We start from the raw sequence: 16,283 nt of genomic DNA on the forward strand, positions 1-16,283 counted from the left end.
GGTGACCACCCGGACGCCGTGTTCAGGCCAGCACCAGAAGGGATGGCAATTGCCCACCACAGCGGATAGGTCGCGCGCGCGGAGGGTGCCGCAGCGGCCAGGGGACCGCCTCTTCGCTGGCGCCTCCACCGGCGCGGGCGTACTGATCCTCGTCGTCCTCGCGGGAGTCGCGGCGTTCCTCGTGGTGGAGGCGTGGCCCGCACTCGTCGCCCCCGCCGAGGACATCCCGGACGGCGAGGGACTGGCCCTCTACATCTGGCCACTGCTGTTCGGCACCGTGCTGTCGGCGGTGTTCGCACTGCTCATCGCCGCCCCGCTCGCGGTGGCGATCGCGCTGTTCGTCACCTACTACGCGCCGCGCCGCATCGCTCAGATCCTCGGCTACGTCATCGACCTCCTCGCGGCCGTGCCGAGCATCGTGTACGGCCTGTGGGGGTTCAACCAGCTCGCACCTCTCACCGTGGAGCCGACGGGCTGGCTGGCCGACAACCTCGGCTTCCTGCCGTTCTTCGAGGGCCCGCCCTCGGCGACGGGCCGCACGATGCTGGTCGCGATCATGGTGCTGGCCGTCATGATCCTGCCGATCATCACGGCGGTCGTGCGGGAGGCGTTCCGCCAGACGCCGAGGCTGCACGAGGAGGCGTCGCTCGCGCTCGGCGCCACCCGCTGGGAAATGATCAGAATGGCGGTGCTGCCGTTCGGCCGGTCGAGCATCATCGGCGCCTCCATGCTCGGCCTGGGTCGCGCGCTCGGCGAGACCATGGCGGTGGCGATCGTGCTCTCGGTCTCCGGCGGCGTCACCTTCAACCTCATCGGCACCGGTAACCCGGGCACCATCGCGGCCAACATCGCGTTGCAGTTCCCCGAGTCCACCGGTATCGCCGTCAACACGCTCATCGCGTCCGGCCTGGTGCTCTTCGCTCTGACGCTGGTCGTGAACATGATCGCCCGTGCGGTCATCGAGCGGCGCAAGGAATTCTCGGGGGCCAACTGATGTCGACACCGACAAGCTCTCCCGACATGGACAACACCGACCTCCACACGCCGCTCTCGGGCGTGCCACTCACGCACGGGCAGCTACCGAAGTACACGCCGTGGCTTGTGCTCGCCGCGGCGGTGCTCGCCGGACTCGGACTCTGGCTCGCGGGCTGGAACGTCGTGGCCGCCGCGCTCGCGGCCGCCGTCGCCTACACCGTCGTCGTGTACGGGTGGTCGCGCGCGGTCGAGGGCGCGCGCAAGGCCAAGGACCGGCTCGTCACCGCCGTCGTCACCGGCTCGTTCCTCCTCGCGCTGCTGCCGCTGATCTCCGTGGTCGTGACGGTCCTGTCGAAGGGCCTGGCCCGCTTCGACGCGGAGTTCTTCACGTTCTCGATGCGCGGCATCCTCGGCGAGGGCGGCGGCGTCTACCACGCCATCATGGGCACGCTGATCATCACCGGGCTCGCGGCACTGATCTCGGTGCCCGTCGGCATGCTGACAGCGATCTACCTGGTGGAGTACGGGCGCGGCAGGCTCGCCAAGGCGATCACCTTCTTCGTCGACGTCATGACCGGCATCCCGTCGATCGTGGCCGGTTTGTTCGCCTACGCACTGTTCGCGCTGATCTTCGGACCGGGCGTGCGCATGGGCATCATGGGAGCCATCGCGCTGAGCGTGTTGATGATCCCCGTGGTGGTGCGGTCGACGGAGGAGATGCTCAAGCTCGTCCCCAACGAACTGCGCGAGGCCTCGTACGCGCTGGGCGTGCCGAAGTGGCGCACTATCCTCAAGGTCGTGCTGCCCACGGCCCTGGCCGGGATCGCCACCGGTGTCACACTCGCCATCGCGAGGGTGATCGGTGAGACGGCACCGCTGCTGGTCACGGTGGGCATCACGACGAGCGACAACTTCGACCCCTTCGACGGGCGGATGGCCACGCTCCCGGTCTTCGCGTACTACCAGTACGTCGCGCCGGGAACCCCGCCCGAACCCGCGCTCGAACGGGCCTGGGCAGCCGCGCTGCTGCTCATCATCATCGTGATGGCGCTCAACCTCGTGGCCCGGCTCATCTCCCGGCTGTTCGCACCGAAGACCCGCGGCTGACGCGGCAAGGATTGGAAGCACAGTGGCAAAGCGCATCGAGGTCAAGGACCTCGACATCTACTACGACAAGTTCCTCGCCGTGCAGGGCGTGTCGATGACGATCCAGCCACGGTCGGTCACCGCGCTGATCGGGCCCTCCGGCTGCGGCAAGTCGACGTTCCTGCGCACGCTGAACCGCATGCACGAGCTGGTACCCAACGCGCGGGTCGAGGGTCAGATCGTCATGGACGACCAGGACCTCTACGCGCCGAACGTCGACCCCGTGCGGGTCCGCACGCAGATCGGCATGGTCTTCCAGCGGCCCAACCCGTTCCCCACGATGTCGATCTACGACAACGTGGCGGCCGGGCTCAAGCTCAACAGTGCCAAGATGAAGCGCTCGGAGATGGACGACCTCGTCGAGCACTCGCTGCGGTCGGCGAACCTCTGGAACGAGGTCAAGGACCGGCTGAACAAGCCGGGGTCCGGCCTCTCCGGCGGGCAGCAGCAGCGCCTCTGCATCGCGCGGGCGATCGCGGTGCAGCCCGACGTGTTGCTGATGGACGAGCCGTGCTCGGCGCTCGACCCGATCTCCACGCAGGCCATCGAGGACCTGATGCTGGACCTCAAGGCCAACTACACGATCGTGATCGTCACGCACAACATGCAGCAGGCCGCCCGGGTGAGCGACGAGACCGGGTTCTTCAACCTCAAGGGCGTGGGCGAGCCCGGCGAGCTGGTGGAGATCGACGAGACCACGAAGATCTTCTCGACGCCGCAGAACAAGGCCACCGAAGACTACATCTCGGGCCGCTTCGGCTGAGCGCGCGGCGTAGGTGCCGTGAAGGCCACCTTCACTGCGTCTCGTGCAGCGAGGGTGGCCTTCGCGGCACCCCACCTACGCCGCGTACTGCACGTCGGTCTCGACGACCTCGAAGCCCAGCTTGCGGTAGACGGCGACGGCGGGGGCGTTGTCGCCCTCGACGTAGAGCACGACCTGGCGAAGGCCCCGGTCGCGGAGGTAGCGCAGGCCGGCGAGGGTCAGCGCCCTGCCGAGCCCTCCACCCTGCGCGTCGGGGTCCACGCCGACGACGTAGACCTCACCCACCGGCAGCCCGTCGAACCGGTGCGGGTTCGGTGGATGCACCTTGGTCCAGTGAAAGCCGATCACCGTGCCGTCGGCGTTCTCGGCGAGGAAGAACCCCTCGGGGTCGAACCAGCGCTCGCGCTCGGCGGCCTCCAGGGCGCCCACGTCGAACGCACCCTGCTCGGGGTGCCAGTCGAAGGCCCGCGCATTGACGTCGATCATCGCCTGCTCGTCGGCTCCCGGCACGAAGGTGCGCAGCCGGACCCCCTCGGGCAGGCGCGACTCCCCCCAGTCCCGCCCTGCCGTGGACACTCCCATGACCAGCAGTTCCCGCGCCCGCGTGAGGCCGAACCGCTCGGCCAGGCGAGCCGCGCCGGGGTGGTCGCCGTGGGCCCAGACGCGGACGTCCGGTCGCGCCTGCCGCAGCACCTCCCCGAGCACCGCCGCCCCGTGGCCCTGGCGCCGATTCGCCGGATGCACCACCAGCTCCGCGACCTGACGCCCGAAGGCGTCGCCGTGGATGTCGAGATGCGCGTACGCGACGAGCGCGCCCGTCGGACCGTCGGAGCAGAGCAGGTGACGCGGGCCGGAGAACTCGCCCGGCAACGCGGATTCCGCCGAGCCCGCCGTGTCCCCCGCGTCTTCGGCCACCTCGGGACGGCCGTCCGTGTCGCGGGCCGCGAGCAACAGGTTCCTCACCTCGTCGGCGCGGCCACCGTCCAGTTCATCGACCCACACGAAGTCACGCATGAGCCAACCCTAGCCGGGATGGGGGGCCCGGCCGGACCGATCAGCGGCGTGAGATCGCCGCGGACTCGCTGGCCGGTACCCCCGGTGTGACGGCCTTCGCCTTCCCGGGACGCTCGAACTTGTAGCCCACGTTGCGCACGGTGCCGATCATCTGCTCGTGCTCGGGCCCCAGCTTCGCCCGCAGGCGCCGCACGTGGACGTCCACGGTGCGCGTACCGCCGAAGAAGTCGTAACCCCACACCTCCTGGAGCAGCTGCGCCCGGGTGAAGACCCGCCCCGCGTGCTGAGCGAGGTACTTGAGCAGCTCGAACTCCTTGTAGGTCAACTCCAGCGTGCGCTTGCGCAGCCGGGCTGTGTAAGTGGCCTCGTCGATCACCAGGTCGCCGACGCGCAGCTCCGCGTCCGCGGCCGCCGAGGCACCCTCCCGGGTGGTGGCCAGCCTCAATCGGGCGTCAACCTCCGCCGGACCCGCCGAGGGGAGCACAATGTCGTCGGTGCGCCATTCGGAACTGAGCGCCACCAGCCCGCCCTCGCCGACCACCGCGATCACCGGGACGGACGCCTCGGCCTCGCCGGCGCCCTTGAGCAGGCGGCACAGGCTCTTGGCCGACGCCAGGTCGCTGCGCGCGTCGAGGACGATGACGTCCCGATGTCCGGCGTCGAGGAGGGCGGTGACCTCCGGCGCGCGCACCCGTACCGTATGCGGGAGCAGGTCGAGCGCGGGCAGGACGGAGGTGGCGTGCGGTTCCGTTGTCAGTACCAACAACTCCAGGCTCATCGCCACCACCTCGTCCGAGACGTGTCTCTTCGACCACCGAAACGGCGTTCCGGTTCAATCGAGAATAGCCCCGGCTCCCGCTGCCGCAGCAGTTCTGGAACCGGCGTCACACCATTTCGGGCTCGGCGCAACATGGCTTTAACAGAACGGATGTGATTGTGAACACCGCGGTAACCGGAACGGCGCAGGCGGGCGGGACGAAGAGCCGGCGCCGCGGCAAGCGCATCGTGATCGTGCTGGTCGTGCTCGTCGGACTGCTGGTGGGCGCCGACTTCGCGGCGGCGACCTACGCCGAACACACGGTGTCACAGAAGGCGCGGGAGCAACTCGGCCTCAGCCAGGATCCGGCCGTCACCATTCACGGGTTCCCGTTCACCACCCAGGCCCTCGCGGGCGAGTACGGCCATATCGCGCTGTCCGCCGACGGCGTCGCTGTGCAGCAGCTCCGCGACCTCTCCGTACGGGCGGACCTGCACGACGTCGACGCCCCGCTGTCGGATCTGACCTCGGGCAACGTCTCCGACATCGCCATCGGCAGACTCACCGGCGAGATCACACTGAAGGCCAGCGACATCGCCGGGGTCGCACCGCTGACGAACATCGACGACCTCAGCATCGAACCGTCGTCCAAGGCGTACGTGCTGCACGGCGAGGGCGTCGACGACGAGCGGGCCGCCCAGATCGACGACGACGGCGACGACTCCAGCGAGGGCGTGCGCCTGTCGGGCAAGGTCGACGTCGCCGGGGAGCGCATCGAGATCTTCGCTTTCGCCATGATCGAACTCGAGGGCACGACGATCCGCATCACGCCGCACCGCCTGCAGTTCGGCAACGACCAGGAGACGACCGTGGTGCCCGACGAGGTCCAGCAGGCTCTGCTGCCCAACTTCGAGGCCGACATCAACGCGGGCGAGATGCCGTTCACCGTCACCCCCACCGCGATCCGCGTCGAGTCGGGTTCGCTCACGTTGCACGGCGAGGCCCGTGACGTGACCTTCGCCGGTGTCGCGGGTGCCTTCGGCGGCTGAGGCGCGGCGATGGCCGGAGTCTGGGTGCTGGGGGGCACGCTCGTGCTGGGCGTGCTCGCTGGAATCGTGCTCACCACTCGGGACGGGAGGATTCGCCGCGGTATGAACCAGCCCCAGGGCACCGCTCCACCGGAGTCCGTGGCGGACGCGCTGGTGCCCGGAACGGTCACGCTCGTGCAGCTGTCCACCACGTTCTGCGCGCCCTGCCGGCAGGCCAGGGCCGTGCTCGCGAGGGTCGCCGAGACCACCGACGGTCTCGCGCACGTCGAGATCGACGTCGCCGAGCGGCCCGAGGTCGCGGAGGCACTGCGCGTGCTGCGTACCCCCACCACGATCGTGTACGACGCCGGCGGTGCCGAGTTGCTGCGCATCGGCGGTGTGCCGAAGACCGCCGCCCTCCGGGACGCGCTGGCCCCCCACGCCCGTCCCACAGAATGAACTTCGTTCCCGCTGGGAGATCGACTGAGTACGCTGGGCGTGTGGACCGGCTACCGACTCACCTGCTGACACGGCGTCGCGCGATCGACCTGTGCCGGGTGCGGAGCAGCCTGTGTCCGTCGAGCGTCCCGAGGTGATTCCGGAGTTCGACCACTCGGAGGTGACATGCCCGCAGGAGCACCGGTGGACCCCCGTGGCCCGCGGTTCGCGGCCGTGATCACCACCGTCGTCCTCGCGGTCGTGCTGCTCACCGGCTGGTGGCCGCTGCTCGCCGCACAGACCGCCGTGTTCGCGCTCGGAGCCTTCGCGGGCCTGCGGGTGGCGCCCTACGCCGTGCTCTACCGGGTGCTGCTCGCCCCGAGGCTGCCGGCGACGACCGAGCGGGAGGACGCCGCGCCGCTGCGCTTCGCCCAGGCCGTCGGGTTCGCGTTCGGTCTGGTCGGCACCGTGGGCTATGCCCTCGGTGTTCCCGTGCTCGGCCTCGCCGCGACGGCGTTCGCCCTGTTCGCCGCGTTCCTCAACGCGGCGTTCGACTTCTGTCTGGGTTGCGAGGTGTATCCGCTGCTCCGGCGGGTCACACCACGAACCGGACGCGCGTGACGCGCGGCCGGCAACCCGGGCCGTCCCAGTTTCCGACACGAAGAAAGTGAGTGCCGCCATGAGCCGTGACGACGTGCTGGTCACCACCGACTGGGCCGAGGAGAACCTCGACACCCAGGGTGTGGTTTTCGCCGAGGTCGACGAGGACACCACCGCCTACGACGGCGGCCACATCCCCGGCGCCGTCAAGATCGACTGGAAGAACGAGCTGCAGGACCCGGTCCGCCGCGACTTCGTCGACAGGGCGGGGTTCGAGAAACTGATGTCCGAGAAGGGCATCGGCAACGACGACCTGGTGGTCCTCTACGGCGGAAACAACAACTGGTTCGCGGCCTACGCGTACTGGTACTTCAAGCTGTACGGCCACGACAAGGTGAAGCTGCTCGACGGCGGGCGCAAGAAGTGGGAGCTCGACGGCCGCGCCCTTTCCACCGACCAGGTGACGCGGGAGCGCACGGACTACTCGGCGCGCGAGCAGGACCACTCCCTGCGCGCGTTCCGCGACGAGGTCGTCGACGCGATCAACACGAAGAACCTGGTGGACGTGCGCTCGCCCGACGAGTTCTCCGGCAAGCTGCTGGCCCCGGCGCACCTGCCCCAGGAGACGGCCCAGCGCGGCGGTCACATCCCCAGCGCGATCAACGTGCCGTGGTCGAAGGCGGCCAACGAGGACGGCACGTTCAAGTCGGCCGAGGAGCTGGAGCGGCTGTACCAGGAGGCGGGGCTCGACACCTCCAAGTCGACCATCGCCTACTGCCGGATCGGCGAGCGCTCCAGCCACACCTGGTTCGCGCTGCACGAACTGATCGGGCTGTCGGACGTGAAGAACTACGACGGATCGTGGACGGAGTACGGCTCGCTGGTGGGCGTGCCGGTCGAGACGGGAGCGCAGTGATGACGGACGGATGTGGCGCACCGGCGCAGACGGCGACGGCCGCCGACGAGGACACCGGCGGCCAGGTCGTGGTGGCGGGCACGGTCACCGGCGCGGACGGCCCGCTCGGCGGCGCGTTCGTGCGGCTGCTCGACGAGTCGGGCGAGTTCACCGGCGAGGTGCAGGCGTCGCCGCAGGGCGACTTCCGCTTCTACGCGGCACCCGGCGCATGGACGGTGCGGGCGCTGCACCGGTCGGGCAACGGTGAGGCCGGAGTGCGGGCTCAGGGCCCCGGAGTCCACCGGGTCGAGGTCGCGGTCGGCTGACGGCGTTGCCGCGAAGGCCACCCTCGCTGCGTCTGATGCAGTGAAGGTGGCCTTCGCGGCACACCTGTGTGGGCCGGCTCTCACGCACCGGGGGCGGTCGGCGTGGCGGCCGAGCGTTATCCTTCGGCCGTGGAGTTTTTCTTTACAGCGTTGATGATCTTGGTCGTGGTCGCGTCCCTGTGGTTCGGCGTCTACGTCCTCTACCGCCTGTACACCGACAACTAGAGCGGCGAGTCACGACACGAGATGACCAGCGGCGACGACGCGATCCGGGCTGCCGCCGAGCGGGCCGAGAACACAGCGCACCGAAACCTTCCGCAGTTCGACGATCTGCCGATTCCCAGCGACACGGCCAATCTGCGCGAGGGCCCGAGCCTCGACGACGCCTGCCTCGCGCTGCTGCCGCTCGTGGGCGTCTGGCGCGGTGAGGGCGAGGTCAGCTACCCCACGCTCGATCGCACCTACCGGTTCGCGCAGCAACTCACGATCTCCCACGACGGCAGGCCGTTCCTCCACCACGAGGCGCGGGCGTGGCTGCTCGACGACGACGGCGAGGTGTTGCGCCCCGCCGCGCGGGAGACGGGCTGGTGGCGTCCCCGGCCGGACGACACCATCGAACTCCTGCTCACCCACCACACGGGCGTGCTGGAGCTCTACTACGGCAGCCCACGCGGCCAGACCGCCTGGGAGCTGGCCACCGACGCCGTGGTGCGGTCGGTCAGCGCCAAGGAGGTCACCGCGGCCAAGCGCCTCTACGGCCTCGTCAACGGCGATCTCGGCTACGTCGAGGAGCGGGCCATGATGGGGCAGCCGATGACGCCGCACTGCTCGGCGATGCTGCGGCGCGTGGTCGGCTGACGGTCGGGCTTACCCGCCCCGCCCGCGCCCCCTCAGGCGTACTGCGCCTCGTAGGCCTCACACAGTTCGGTGTGGATCGCCGTGGAGTCCGCCAGCGCCACGCCGTCGAGGGTGTGGACGCGCGTGACCTTCCGCACGGACGAGGCCAGGAACACGCCGTCGGCCGTCGCGAGTTCGTCGCCGGGGACGGGCTCCATCTTCACGGTCCAGCCCGCGGCCTCGGCGGCCCGGAAGACGCTGCGCTGGGTGGTGCCCGGCAGGATGCCGACCGTGGGCGGCGGCGTGTAGAGCGTGCGCCCCTTCGCGACGAGCACCGTGGAGGTCGGCCCCTCCAGCACGGACCCGTCGGTGGCCGTGAAGATCACGTCGTCGGCGCCGCGACGGTCCGCCTCGCGCAGCGCGGCCAGGTTCACCGCGTACGACAGGGTCTTGGCGCCTAGCAGCAACCACGGCGCGCGCTCGGCGACGTCGGGCCCGAACCCGCGGTCGAGCGTGACCACGCCGATGCCTTCGGTCCGGGCTCGCTTGACCTTCTCGTCGATCTCCATGCCCAGCGCGTAGCCGAACGGCCCGGCGTCGGGGTCGCCCTCCGAGCCCCGCGTGGCGACGAGTTTCACCGCGATCTCCGACGAACCCTCCCAGTTGTCGATCACCTGCTGGGCCGCCTGCTCCCACAGCTCCAGATCGGGTTCGGGCAGGTCCAGCATCGCGGCGGACTTCGCGAGCCGGTCGAGGTGCGGGCCCAGCTCCCTCGGCTTGCCGTCCACGACGAGGATCGTCTCGAAGATCCCGTCGCCCCGGAGCACACCGGTGTTGTCCACCCGGACGTAGGGCTGGCTGGGGTCACCGAGAGTGCCGTCGAGGAAGGCCAGTACGCGCATGGCTACACCGTACTCACCCGTCCTCGGCGGGTTCAGCCTACGATCGGGTCATGGCGTATGAGTCTCCACTGCTGAGGCGTCCCGGCGCCGTCGCACCCCCCGAGGACCACCCCGAGGCCGGCGTGCCGTGGCACTGGGGCGACCCCTTCGCCGAACAGCGCACGGCCAGCCGTGGCGCCGCGGTCGTCGACCGGTCGCACCGGGAGATCATCACGGTGGCGGGCGAGGAGCGGTTGTCCTGGCTGCACCTGGTCATCTCCCAGCACGTCACGGGCCTGCCGGAGGGCGAGGGCACCGAGGCGCTGGTACTGGACAGCCACGGCCGCATCGACGCACACCTGGTGCTGGCGCACGTCGGCGACACCGTGTACTGCGACACCGACCGCGGAGCCACCGCCACCAGTGCCCTGCCCCGTGGCGCCGACAAGCAGTCGCTGCTCGAGTACTTCGAGGCGATGAAGTTCTGGTCGAAGGTGGACATTCGCGAGGCGACGGACGACTGGGCCCTGTTGAGCCTGCTCGGCCCCGAGGTGCCCGCGTTGCTGACCCGGCTCGGCATCGAACTGGGCCAGGGACCGTACGCGGCGGGGCACTTCTCGGGGGTGATCGCCCGGCGAATGCCGTGGCCCGGCCCTGCCAGCGTGGACCTGCTGGTGCCGAGAACCGAGCTCGGCGAGTGGTGGACCCGGATCACCGACGCGGGCGCGCGACCCGCTGGAAGCTGGACCTACGACGCCCTGCGCGTGGAATCCCTGCGGCCGAGGCTCGGCGTGGACACCGACGAGCGCGCCATCCCGCACGAGGTGAACTGGATCGGCTCGGCCGCGCACGTGGCGAAGGGCTGCTACCGGGGGCAGGAGACCGTCGCGAAGGTACACAACGTGGGCAAGCCACCTCGCTCGATGGTGTTACTGCACCTGGACGGCTCCCAGGAGATCTACCCGGAGACCGGCGATCCCGTGCTGCTGGGCGAGCGCACCGTGGGCCGGGTGGGCAGCGTGGCGCAGCACCACGAACTGGGTCCCATCGCGCTGGCACTCGTCAAGCGGTCCACCGCGCCGGACGCCGACCTCGTCGCGGGTACCGACGACGGGGCCGTCCAGGCCGCCATCGACCCGGACTCGCTGCCGAGGGAACACATCGCGCTCGGCAGGGAGGCGGCCCAGCGTCTTCGAGGCTGAACCACACCCGCCCCACTGGTGGATTCCGTCGTCGTAGAGCAGGATGACCCCGTGATCGAAGTCCGGCCCGGCGGCCGCCGCCGGATCGACCGAGTGCTGGCGCCCGGCTACGTGCGCCACCTCGACCAGTTGCCCATGTCGACGCTGCGCGAACGGCGTAACGAGGCGGCGCAGGAGGAGACGGACCTGTCGTATCTGCGGCGGCTGCTCCACGCCCGGATCGACATCGTGCGGGCCGAACAGCAGCGCCGCTCCTCCGGCAACCACACGAGCGTGGTGGACCAGCTCACGGCGATCCTCGCGGACAACGCCCTGGGCCCGGCCACCGGCTCGGGCCGTTACCAGGGCATGGAGCCGTCCCGGGCCGGCGAGTACCGCCGCAGCGCCGAGGCACTCGTCGGCAACGCCGACCTGTCCGACGTGACGTCGCTGTCCGAGGCCACACTGGCCGAGACGCTGGACAGCTACCGCGAGCAGGAGAGTTCCGTCTCGAAACGGCGACGCGAGGTGCAGGCCGTCGTAGATTCGTTCAACGGGGAGATCGCACGCCGCTACGCGCAGGGCGCGGCGTCGGTCGACGAGTTGTTGAACAGCGAACGCGGCCAGGCCGAGCCCGGCGCGGGACAGGACTGAGACGAAGAGCTGATGAGTGACGCGACGAGCAATCCCGTGCTGGTCGAGGTGGTCCGTTCGGGTTTCGTGGAGAGCGTGCACCGGGGCTCGATCGTGGTGACGGCGCCCGACGGGACCGTGCGCACCGCGATCGGGGACGTCGACACCCCGGTGTTTCCCCGGTCGGCGAACAAGCCGTTCCAGGCCCTCGGCATGCTGAACGCGGGGCTGGAGCTCGGCGATGCCGATCTCGCGCTGGCCGCCGCGTCGCACACCGGTGAGCGGGGTCACGTCGAGCGCACGCGGGCGATGCTCGCGGCGGCCGGGCTCGACGAGGGCCACCTGCACTGCCCGCCCGACCCGACGCGCGCCGCCATGAACTGCTCGGGCAAGCACGCCGGGATGCTGACGACGTGCGTGCAGCGGGGCTGGCCCACCGGGACCTACACCGATCCCGATCACCCGTTGCAGCGCACCATCGCCGACACCGTCGTGGAGCTGACCGGCGAGAAGATCGCCGCGGTCGGTGTGGACGGCTGTGGCGCTCCGCTGTTCACGTTCTCGCTGACGGGCCTGGCCAGGGCGTTCTCGGCGGCGGCTCGCACCAGGGTCGGCACGGTGATGCGCGAACACCCGTGGCTCGTCGCCGGAACGGGCCGCGAGGACACGCTGCTGATGCTGGCGGTGCCGGGCCTGCTCGTGAAGGCGGGCGCGGAGGGGGTCCACGCGATGACGCTGGCCGACGGCACGACGGTGGCCCTCAAGGTCGACGACGGCGCCTCCCGCGCGCGGGGCCCGCTGCTCGCGGCCGCACTGCACGCGGGAGGCGCGGTGCCCGCCAACCCCGCCGCGCGGTCGGTGATCGACGGTCTCGGCAGGGGTGTGGGGCTGGTGCGAGGCGGCGGCCGTGAGGTCGGCGAGCTGCGCGTCAGCGCGGCGGCCGGGCGGGCACTCGCTAGTTGAACCGCTCCCGGGAAGCGAGATCGCCCCAGTAGTCGCGCAGGTTCTCGAACGCCTCCGCAACGTCCTCCACCGCATCGCGACGCAGCCCGTCCAGGATCGCGTGGACCTCGTCGGCGGTGGTGTCGGTGGCGAGCACGGGGTCCTCGATGAGCTGCACGAGCCCTCCGTAGTCCAGTTCCACCGCCGAGTCCGGGTGGAAGCTGTTCAGCCAGCGGTTCGTCTCGGCGAGAACGCGCGTCGGGCCCGCGTCGCCCAGCGCGTCACGCACCAGCTCCTCGGCCTCCGCGATCCGGGGGCGCGCCTCCGCCATCGCGGCCCGCCACGAGACCTCGCGGATCGGGTCGGACGGTCCCGTGCCCAGGACGATGCGCCGTTCGTCGGGCTCGACGATCGTGAACCACGGCAGCGGCACCATCCAGTTGGTGGACAGGACGTGCATGGTGGACCCGTACAGGTCCCGCAGCGCCACGTTGGCGCGAGACTTCACGGCCTCCGGGGTGAACCCGCCCGCGTCGAGGACGGCGGCACGCAGCGCGGGATGAGCGTCGTCGAGGAAGCTGGACAGCGCGGCGGCCGAGCGCACCCGGATTTCCAGCGGGCACACGAGCGGTTCGCTGCCGAGGTCGATCGACTCGTCACTCAACGGCACCTCGCCGGGATCGAGCACGAGCACGTCCGTGCGCAGGCTCGGCCCCGCCCTGCCGTCGGGCATCTCCGCGGGCAGTGAGTGGGCGGCCGACACCTGTGATTTCAGCCATAGCCACTGCTCGCGTTCGATGGCCTCGTTCGGCGTCATCTCCGACCGCTCGACGGCCGCGACCAGCGCGTCGTCGGGCGGATCGCCGAAGGACGACAGCGGTTCGTACACCCTGAGATAGGCCGCGAACGGACGAAGCACCCGAGAATCGTGACACGCCCCGCGCGCCCGCCCGGCACCGGCTGTCCGTCGCGGGCCCTCGCGGGATACTGTCAGCGTTCGCACACCGTGCCACGTCGCATCCGCACCCTTCGGCACGGTACGGTGTGTCTAGGAAAAGTAGTCGAGACGACGCGGGGCCGCCGATTTCCCCCGGCCGCCCCGCCCCTGTGCAAGGGGGTCGAGCCATGGGGCGCGGCCGAGCTAAGGCCAAGCAGACAAAAGTGGCCCGGGAGCTCAAGTACAGCGTTCCCACCACGGACTTCGATGCACTGCAGCGCGAGCTGTCGGGCACGTCGTCCGACAGCCACGAGGACGAGGACCGGTACGAGAACGACCCGTACGACGACGGGTACGACGACTACCGCCGTTGAGCCGACGCGGACGCGAGGGGGAACCCGGGGCCGACTCGAGTTCCCCCTCGCGTTCGCGTGTCCGGCCTGACCGGCTCCCGGAGCGCGCCGTCACGGCACCACCTAAGCTGCCCGCGTGGACGAGCAACTGAGGGTCGGGCTCGTGGGCGCGGGTTCCTGGGCTCGCCGGGTCCACGCACCCGGCATCGCCGATCATCCCGCCACCGTGCTCAGTGCCGTGTGGACGCGCAGACCCGAGGCCGCGCTCGCGCTGGCGGACGAACACGGCGCCACGGCCTGCGACTCGTTCGACGCCCTGCTCGACACCGTGGACGCGGTGGCCTTCGCCGTGCCGCCGTCGGTGCAGGGCGAGCTGGCCGTGCGCGCAGCGCAGGCGGGTAGGCACCTGATCCTGGAGAAGCCGCTCGCGACCGACGTCGAGCAGGCGGAACGGCTCGCGCACGCGGTGTCCGAGGCGGACGTCGTGGCGCTGCTCATGCTGACCCTGCGCTACGCCGTGCGAACCCGCGACTGGCTGGCCGGGCTCGCCGCGGCGGGCGGCTGGACCGGCGGGACCGCACGGTGGCTGTCGGGGGCCTTGCTGGGGGAGAAGTACGGCAACGCCGCGTGGCGACACGAGCTTGGCGCGCTCGGCGACATCGGGCCGCACGTGTTCGACCTGCTCGACGCCGCACTCGGAGAGATCGACTCGGTGGTCGCGGCGCGCCGGGACGCGGCGGGTACCTGGCAGGTGCTGGTGGAGCACGCGGGCGGTGCCACCAGTGCGGTGACCCTGGCGTCCCGGCTGCCGATCCGGCCGACGGCCATCGAGTTCGCCGTGTACGGCGAGTCCGGGTTGCGCACCCTCGGCCGCGAACCCGACGGCGAGTCGGCGTCGTTCACCGCGCTGCTCGACGACTTCGCCGCGATGATCGACAGTGGCGTGCGCGAGCACCCCTGCGACGTACGCCGGGGAGTCCACCTGCAACGGGTGCTGGCCGCCTGCGAGACCGCCGCGGGGGTGCGGTGAAGGCCACCTTCACCGCACTCAGTCGTCGCGCGAACGGCGGTGGCGCTTCACCTGTGCCCGGTGCTTCTTGCTCGCGAGGCGGCGTTCCTGCGAACCCCGGGTGGGGCGGGTCGGCCTGCGCTTCTTCGGCGGCGGCGCGGCGGCCTGCCTGAGCTGGGCGGCCAGCCGTTCCCGGGCGGCGCGCCGGTTGGCCCGCTGCTCGCGGTGCTCACCGGCCACCACGGTGAGCACGCCACCGGTGAGCCGGCCCGCGAGCCGGGCCAGCAGCCGCGCGCGCAGATCCTCGGGCACCGAGGGCGAGCGCCGCACGTCGAAGGAGAGCTCCACCCGCGAGGACGTGGTGTTGACGCCCTGCCCACCGGGGCCGGAGGCCCGCGAGAACCGCTCCGACAACTCCGCCTCGGCGATCACCAGGCGGGACGTCACACGCAGCGGCTCGGACACGGGACTAGAAGCGCGGGTGGTCGCCGGTCAGGGTGACGCGCGGGCCCTCGGGGTCCTCCGACGGCCGGACCTCGCCGAGTACCCACGCGGGCACGTGCCGCGCCGTGAGCACCGCGAGCGCGCGGTCCACGTCCTCGGGCGACACGACGACCACCATGCCGACACCCATGTTGAAGGTGCGCTCCATCTCGGCGCGCTCGACGCGACCGCGCTGGGCGATCATCGCGAACAGCGGATCGGGGGTCCACGTGTGGCGTTCGAGCTGGGCCACCAGCCCGTGCGGCATCACCCGCTCCAGGTTGGCGCGCAGCCCGCCCCCGGTGACGTGCGCGAAGGTGCGCACGTTGGCCTCCGCCACGAGGGCGAGGCAGTCCTTCGCGTAGATGCGGGTCGGTTCGAGCAGTTGCTCACCGAGGGTCCGGCCGAACTCCTCGACATGGCCCTCCAGCGGCATCCGCGCGATGTCCAGCAGCACGTGCCGCGCGAGCGAGTAGCCGTTGGAGTGCAGGCCCGTGGCTGAAAGCCCGATCACCACGTCGCCGGGGCGCACCAGCTCCGGGCCGAGCACCGCCGACGCCTCGACGACACCGACCCCGGTGGCGGAGAGGTCGTAGTCGTGCTCGCCCATCATGCCCGGATGCTCGGCGGTCTCACCGCCGAGCAGGGCGCAGCCCGCCTGCACACAGCCTTCGGCGATACCGGCGACGATCGCCTCGATCCGCTCCGGCACCACCCTGCCCACCACGATGTAGTCCTGGAGGAACAGCGGCTCGGCCCCGGTCACCACCAGGTCGTCCACCACCATCGCGACCAGGTCGATACCCACGGTGTCGTGCTTGTCCATCGCCTGCGCGACCGCGATCTTGGTGCCGACGCCGTCGGTGGAGGACGCGAGCAGTGGCTCGGTCCACCGGCCCGCCTTCAACGCGAACAGCCCGGCGAACCCGCCGACACCGCCCACCACCTCGGGCCGGGCCGCCCTGGCTGCGTGCGGCTTGAGCAGTTCGACCGCTCGGTCGCCTGCGTCGATGTCGACACCGGCTGCGGCGTACGTGGCGCGCGCGGACTCGCTCACGAAAGAGGCTCCATCCTCAAGAACGTTC

20 protein-coding genes are annotated in these 16,283 nt (G+C 70.7%); 14 read left to right on the forward strand and 6 right to left on the reverse strand.

Features of this window, described 5'->3' with window-relative positions; all coding sequences use genetic code 11:
- Positions 1–49: 49 nt before the first annotated feature.
- From pstC to pstB, 3 genes are read left to right on the forward strand one after another with little or no spacing between them, the layout of a single operon-like run.
- Positions 50–994, forward strand: coding sequence for a phosphate ABC transporter permease subunit PstC (pstC, locus tag FFT09_RS07100; RefSeq protein ID WP_024875619.1), 945 nt, complete (start codon positions 50–52; stop codon positions 992–994).
- On the forward strand, positions 994–2,082 hold the full coding sequence (gene pstA / locus FFT09_RS07105; protein WP_138382206.1) for a phosphate ABC transporter permease PstA: 1,089 nt from the start codon (positions 994–996) through the stop codon (positions 2,080–2,082). Before pstC ends, pstA begins: the two co-directional genes overlap by 1 nt.
- Positions 2,083–2,104: 22 nt before the next feature.
- Positions 2,105–2,884: a phosphate ABC transporter ATP-binding protein PstB gene (pstB, locus tag FFT09_RS07110; protein ID WP_024875621.1), complete on the forward strand. Its 780-nt coding sequence runs from the start codon at positions 2,105–2,107 to the stop codon at positions 2,882–2,884.
- Between the two features lie 75 nt (positions 2,885–2,959).
- Here the strand turns inward: pstB and mshD are convergent, their stop codons facing one another.
- Together mshD and FFT09_RS07120 are read right to left on the reverse strand one after the other, a co-directional pair.
- Positions 2,960–3,898, reverse strand: coding sequence for a mycothiol synthase (gene mshD / locus FFT09_RS07115; protein ID WP_138382207.1), 939 nt, complete (start codon positions 3,896–3,898; stop codon positions 2,960–2,962).
- 40 nt (positions 3,899–3,938) lie between these two features.
- On the reverse strand, positions 3,939–4,676 hold the full coding sequence (locus FFT09_RS07120; RefSeq protein WP_081192114.1) for a response regulator transcription factor: 738 nt from the start codon (positions 4,674–4,676) through the stop codon (positions 3,939–3,941).
- Between the two features lie 158 nt (positions 4,677–4,834).
- On the opposite strand from FFT09_RS07120, the gene FFT09_RS07125 reads away from it, so the two are divergent.
- From FFT09_RS07125 to FFT09_RS07150, 6 genes are all read left to right on the forward strand, one after another.
- Complete coding sequence (locus FFT09_RS07125; protein ID WP_167305345.1) at positions 4,835–5,704, forward strand: LmeA family phospholipid-binding protein; 870 nt, start codon at positions 4,835–4,837, stop codon at positions 5,702–5,704.
- A 9-nt stretch (positions 5,705–5,713) separates the two neighbouring features.
- On the forward strand, positions 5,714–6,142 hold the full coding sequence (locus FFT09_RS07130; RefSeq protein WP_138382209.1) for a TlpA family protein disulfide reductase: 429 nt from the start codon (positions 5,714–5,716) through the stop codon (positions 6,140–6,142).
- A gap of 165 nt (positions 6,143–6,307) precedes the next feature.
- Positions 6,308–6,742 carry a DUF4395 domain-containing protein gene (locus FFT09_RS07135; RefSeq protein WP_138382210.1) on the forward strand — a complete coding sequence of 145 codons (435 nt, stop codon included), beginning with the start codon at positions 6,308–6,310 and terminating at the stop codon, positions 6,740–6,742.
- A 58-nt stretch (positions 6,743–6,800) separates the two neighbouring features.
- Positions 6,801–7,637, forward strand: a complete 837-nt coding sequence (locus tag FFT09_RS07140) for a sulfurtransferase (protein ID WP_081192120.1) — start codon at positions 6,801–6,803, stop codon at positions 7,635–7,637.
- A complete protein-coding gene (locus tag FFT09_RS07145; protein WP_024875628.1) occupies positions 7,637–7,942 on the forward strand; it encodes a DUF1416 domain-containing protein in 306 nt (101 codons plus the stop codon). The genes FFT09_RS07140 and FFT09_RS07145 overlap by 1 nt, the downstream gene beginning before the upstream one ends.
- A gap of 246 nt (positions 7,943–8,188) precedes the next feature.
- Complete coding sequence (locus FFT09_RS07150; RefSeq protein ID WP_081192122.1) at positions 8,189–8,800, forward strand: heme-binding beta-barrel domain-containing protein; 612 nt, start codon at positions 8,189–8,191, stop codon at positions 8,798–8,800.
- 32 nt (positions 8,801–8,832) lie between these two features.
- On the opposite strand, the gene FFT09_RS07155 is transcribed toward FFT09_RS07150, so the two are convergent.
- Positions 8,833–9,681, reverse strand: a complete 849-nt coding sequence (locus tag FFT09_RS07155) for an aminodeoxychorismate lyase (RefSeq protein ID WP_138382211.1) — start codon at positions 9,679–9,681, stop codon at positions 8,833–8,835.
- A 50-nt stretch (positions 9,682–9,731) separates the two neighbouring features.
- On the opposite strand from FFT09_RS07155, the gene ygfZ reads away from it, so the two are divergent.
- Genes ygfZ through FFT09_RS07170 form a run of 3 tightly spaced genes read left to right on the forward strand, consistent with a single transcriptional unit; the run spans position 9,732 to position 12,437 of the window.
- Positions 9,732–10,862 (forward strand): CAF17-like 4Fe-4S cluster assembly/insertion protein YgfZ, encoded by a 1,131-nt coding sequence (gene ygfZ / locus FFT09_RS07160; RefSeq protein WP_138382212.1) that lies wholly within the window; start codon positions 9,732–9,734, stop codon positions 10,860–10,862.
- A 51-nt stretch (positions 10,863–10,913) separates the two neighbouring features.
- Entirely contained in the window at positions 10,914–11,495 is a 582-nt protein-coding gene (locus FFT09_RS07165; RefSeq protein ID WP_081192128.1) for an RsiG family protein, read from the forward strand.
- 12 nt (positions 11,496–11,507) lie between these two features.
- Positions 11,508–12,437 carry an asparaginase gene (locus FFT09_RS07170; RefSeq protein WP_138382213.1) on the forward strand — a complete coding sequence of 310 codons (930 nt, stop codon included), beginning with the start codon at positions 11,508–11,510 and terminating at the stop codon, positions 12,435–12,437.
- Here the strand turns inward: FFT09_RS07170 and FFT09_RS07175 are convergent.
- Complete coding sequence (locus FFT09_RS07175; RefSeq protein WP_081192132.1) at positions 12,430–13,335, reverse strand: DUF8083 family protein; 906 nt, start codon at positions 13,333–13,335, stop codon at positions 12,430–12,432. The genes FFT09_RS07170 and FFT09_RS07175 overlap by 8 nt on opposite strands.
- A gap of 206 nt (positions 13,336–13,541) precedes the next feature.
- Here FFT09_RS07175 and FFT09_RS07180 point away from each other — a divergent pair, with 206 nt between their 5' ends.
- Together FFT09_RS07180 and FFT09_RS07185 are read left to right on the forward strand one after the other, a co-directional pair.
- Entirely contained in the window at positions 13,542–13,727 is a 186-nt protein-coding gene (locus FFT09_RS07180) for a DUF3073 domain-containing protein (protein ID WP_024875635.1), read from the forward strand.
- Between the two features lie 115 nt (positions 13,728–13,842).
- Positions 13,843–14,736, forward strand: a complete 894-nt coding sequence (locus tag FFT09_RS07185; RefSeq protein ID WP_138382214.1) for a Gfo/Idh/MocA family protein — start codon at positions 13,843–13,845, stop codon at positions 14,734–14,736.
- Positions 14,737–14,754: 18 nt separating this feature from the next.
- Here the strand turns inward: FFT09_RS07185 and arfB are convergent, their stop codons facing one another.
- Together arfB and purM are read right to left on the reverse strand one after the other, a co-directional pair.
- A complete protein-coding gene (arfB, locus tag FFT09_RS07190) occupies positions 14,755–15,180 on the reverse strand; it encodes an alternative ribosome rescue aminoacyl-tRNA hydrolase ArfB (RefSeq protein WP_081192138.1) in 426 nt (141 codons plus the stop codon).
- 4 nt (positions 15,181–15,184) lie between these two features.
- Positions 15,185–16,255, reverse strand: a complete 1,071-nt coding sequence (gene purM, locus FFT09_RS07195) for a phosphoribosylformylglycinamidine cyclo-ligase (protein ID WP_024875638.1) — start codon at positions 16,253–16,255, stop codon at positions 15,185–15,187.
- Between the last annotated feature and the right edge of the window lie 28 nt (positions 16,256–16,283).

Source organism: Saccharomonospora piscinae (assembly GCF_005862235.1).
GTDB classification, from domain to species: domain Bacteria; phylum Actinomycetota; class Actinomycetes; order Mycobacteriales; family Pseudonocardiaceae; genus Saccharomonospora; species Saccharomonospora piscinae.

Excerpts from the sequence above, each read along its gene's own strand:
- pstA (WP_138382206.1), top strand. The coding sequence starts at position 994 with ATGTCGACACCGACAAGCTCTCCCGACATGGACAACACCGACCTCCAC.
- mshD (WP_138382207.1), bottom strand. The coding sequence starts at position 3,898 with ATGCGTGACTTCGTGTGGGTCGATGAACTGGACGGTGGCCGCGCCGAC.
- FFT09_RS07120 (WP_081192114.1), bottom strand. The coding sequence starts at position 4,676 with ATGAGCCTGGAGTTGTTGGTACTGACAACGGAACCGCACGCCACCTCC.
- FFT09_RS07130 (WP_138382209.1), top strand. The coding sequence starts at position 5,714 with ATGGCCGGAGTCTGGGTGCTGGGGGGCACGCTCGTGCTGGGCGTGCTC.
- FFT09_RS07135 (WP_138382210.1), top strand. The coding sequence starts at position 6,308 with ATGCCCGCAGGAGCACCGGTGGACCCCCGTGGCCCGCGGTTCGCGGCC.
- FFT09_RS07140 (WP_081192120.1), top strand. The coding sequence starts at position 6,801 with ATGAGCCGTGACGACGTGCTGGTCACCACCGACTGGGCCGAGGAGAAC.
- FFT09_RS07145 (WP_024875628.1), top strand. The coding sequence starts at position 7,637 with ATGACGGACGGATGTGGCGCACCGGCGCAGACGGCGACGGCCGCCGAC.
- FFT09_RS07150 (WP_081192122.1), top strand. The coding sequence starts at position 8,189 with ATGACCAGCGGCGACGACGCGATCCGGGCTGCCGCCGAGCGGGCCGAG.
- FFT09_RS07155 (WP_138382211.1), bottom strand. The coding sequence starts at position 9,681 with ATGCGCGTACTGGCCTTCCTCGACGGCACTCTCGGTGACCCCAGCCAG.
- ygfZ (WP_138382212.1), top strand. The coding sequence starts at position 9,732 with ATGGCGTATGAGTCTCCACTGCTGAGGCGTCCCGGCGCCGTCGCACCC.
- FFT09_RS07170 (WP_138382213.1), top strand. The coding sequence starts at position 11,508 with ATGAGTGACGCGACGAGCAATCCCGTGCTGGTCGAGGTGGTCCGTTCG.
- FFT09_RS07180 (WP_024875635.1), top strand. The coding sequence starts at position 13,542 with ATGGGGCGCGGCCGAGCTAAGGCCAAGCAGACAAAAGTGGCCCGGGAG.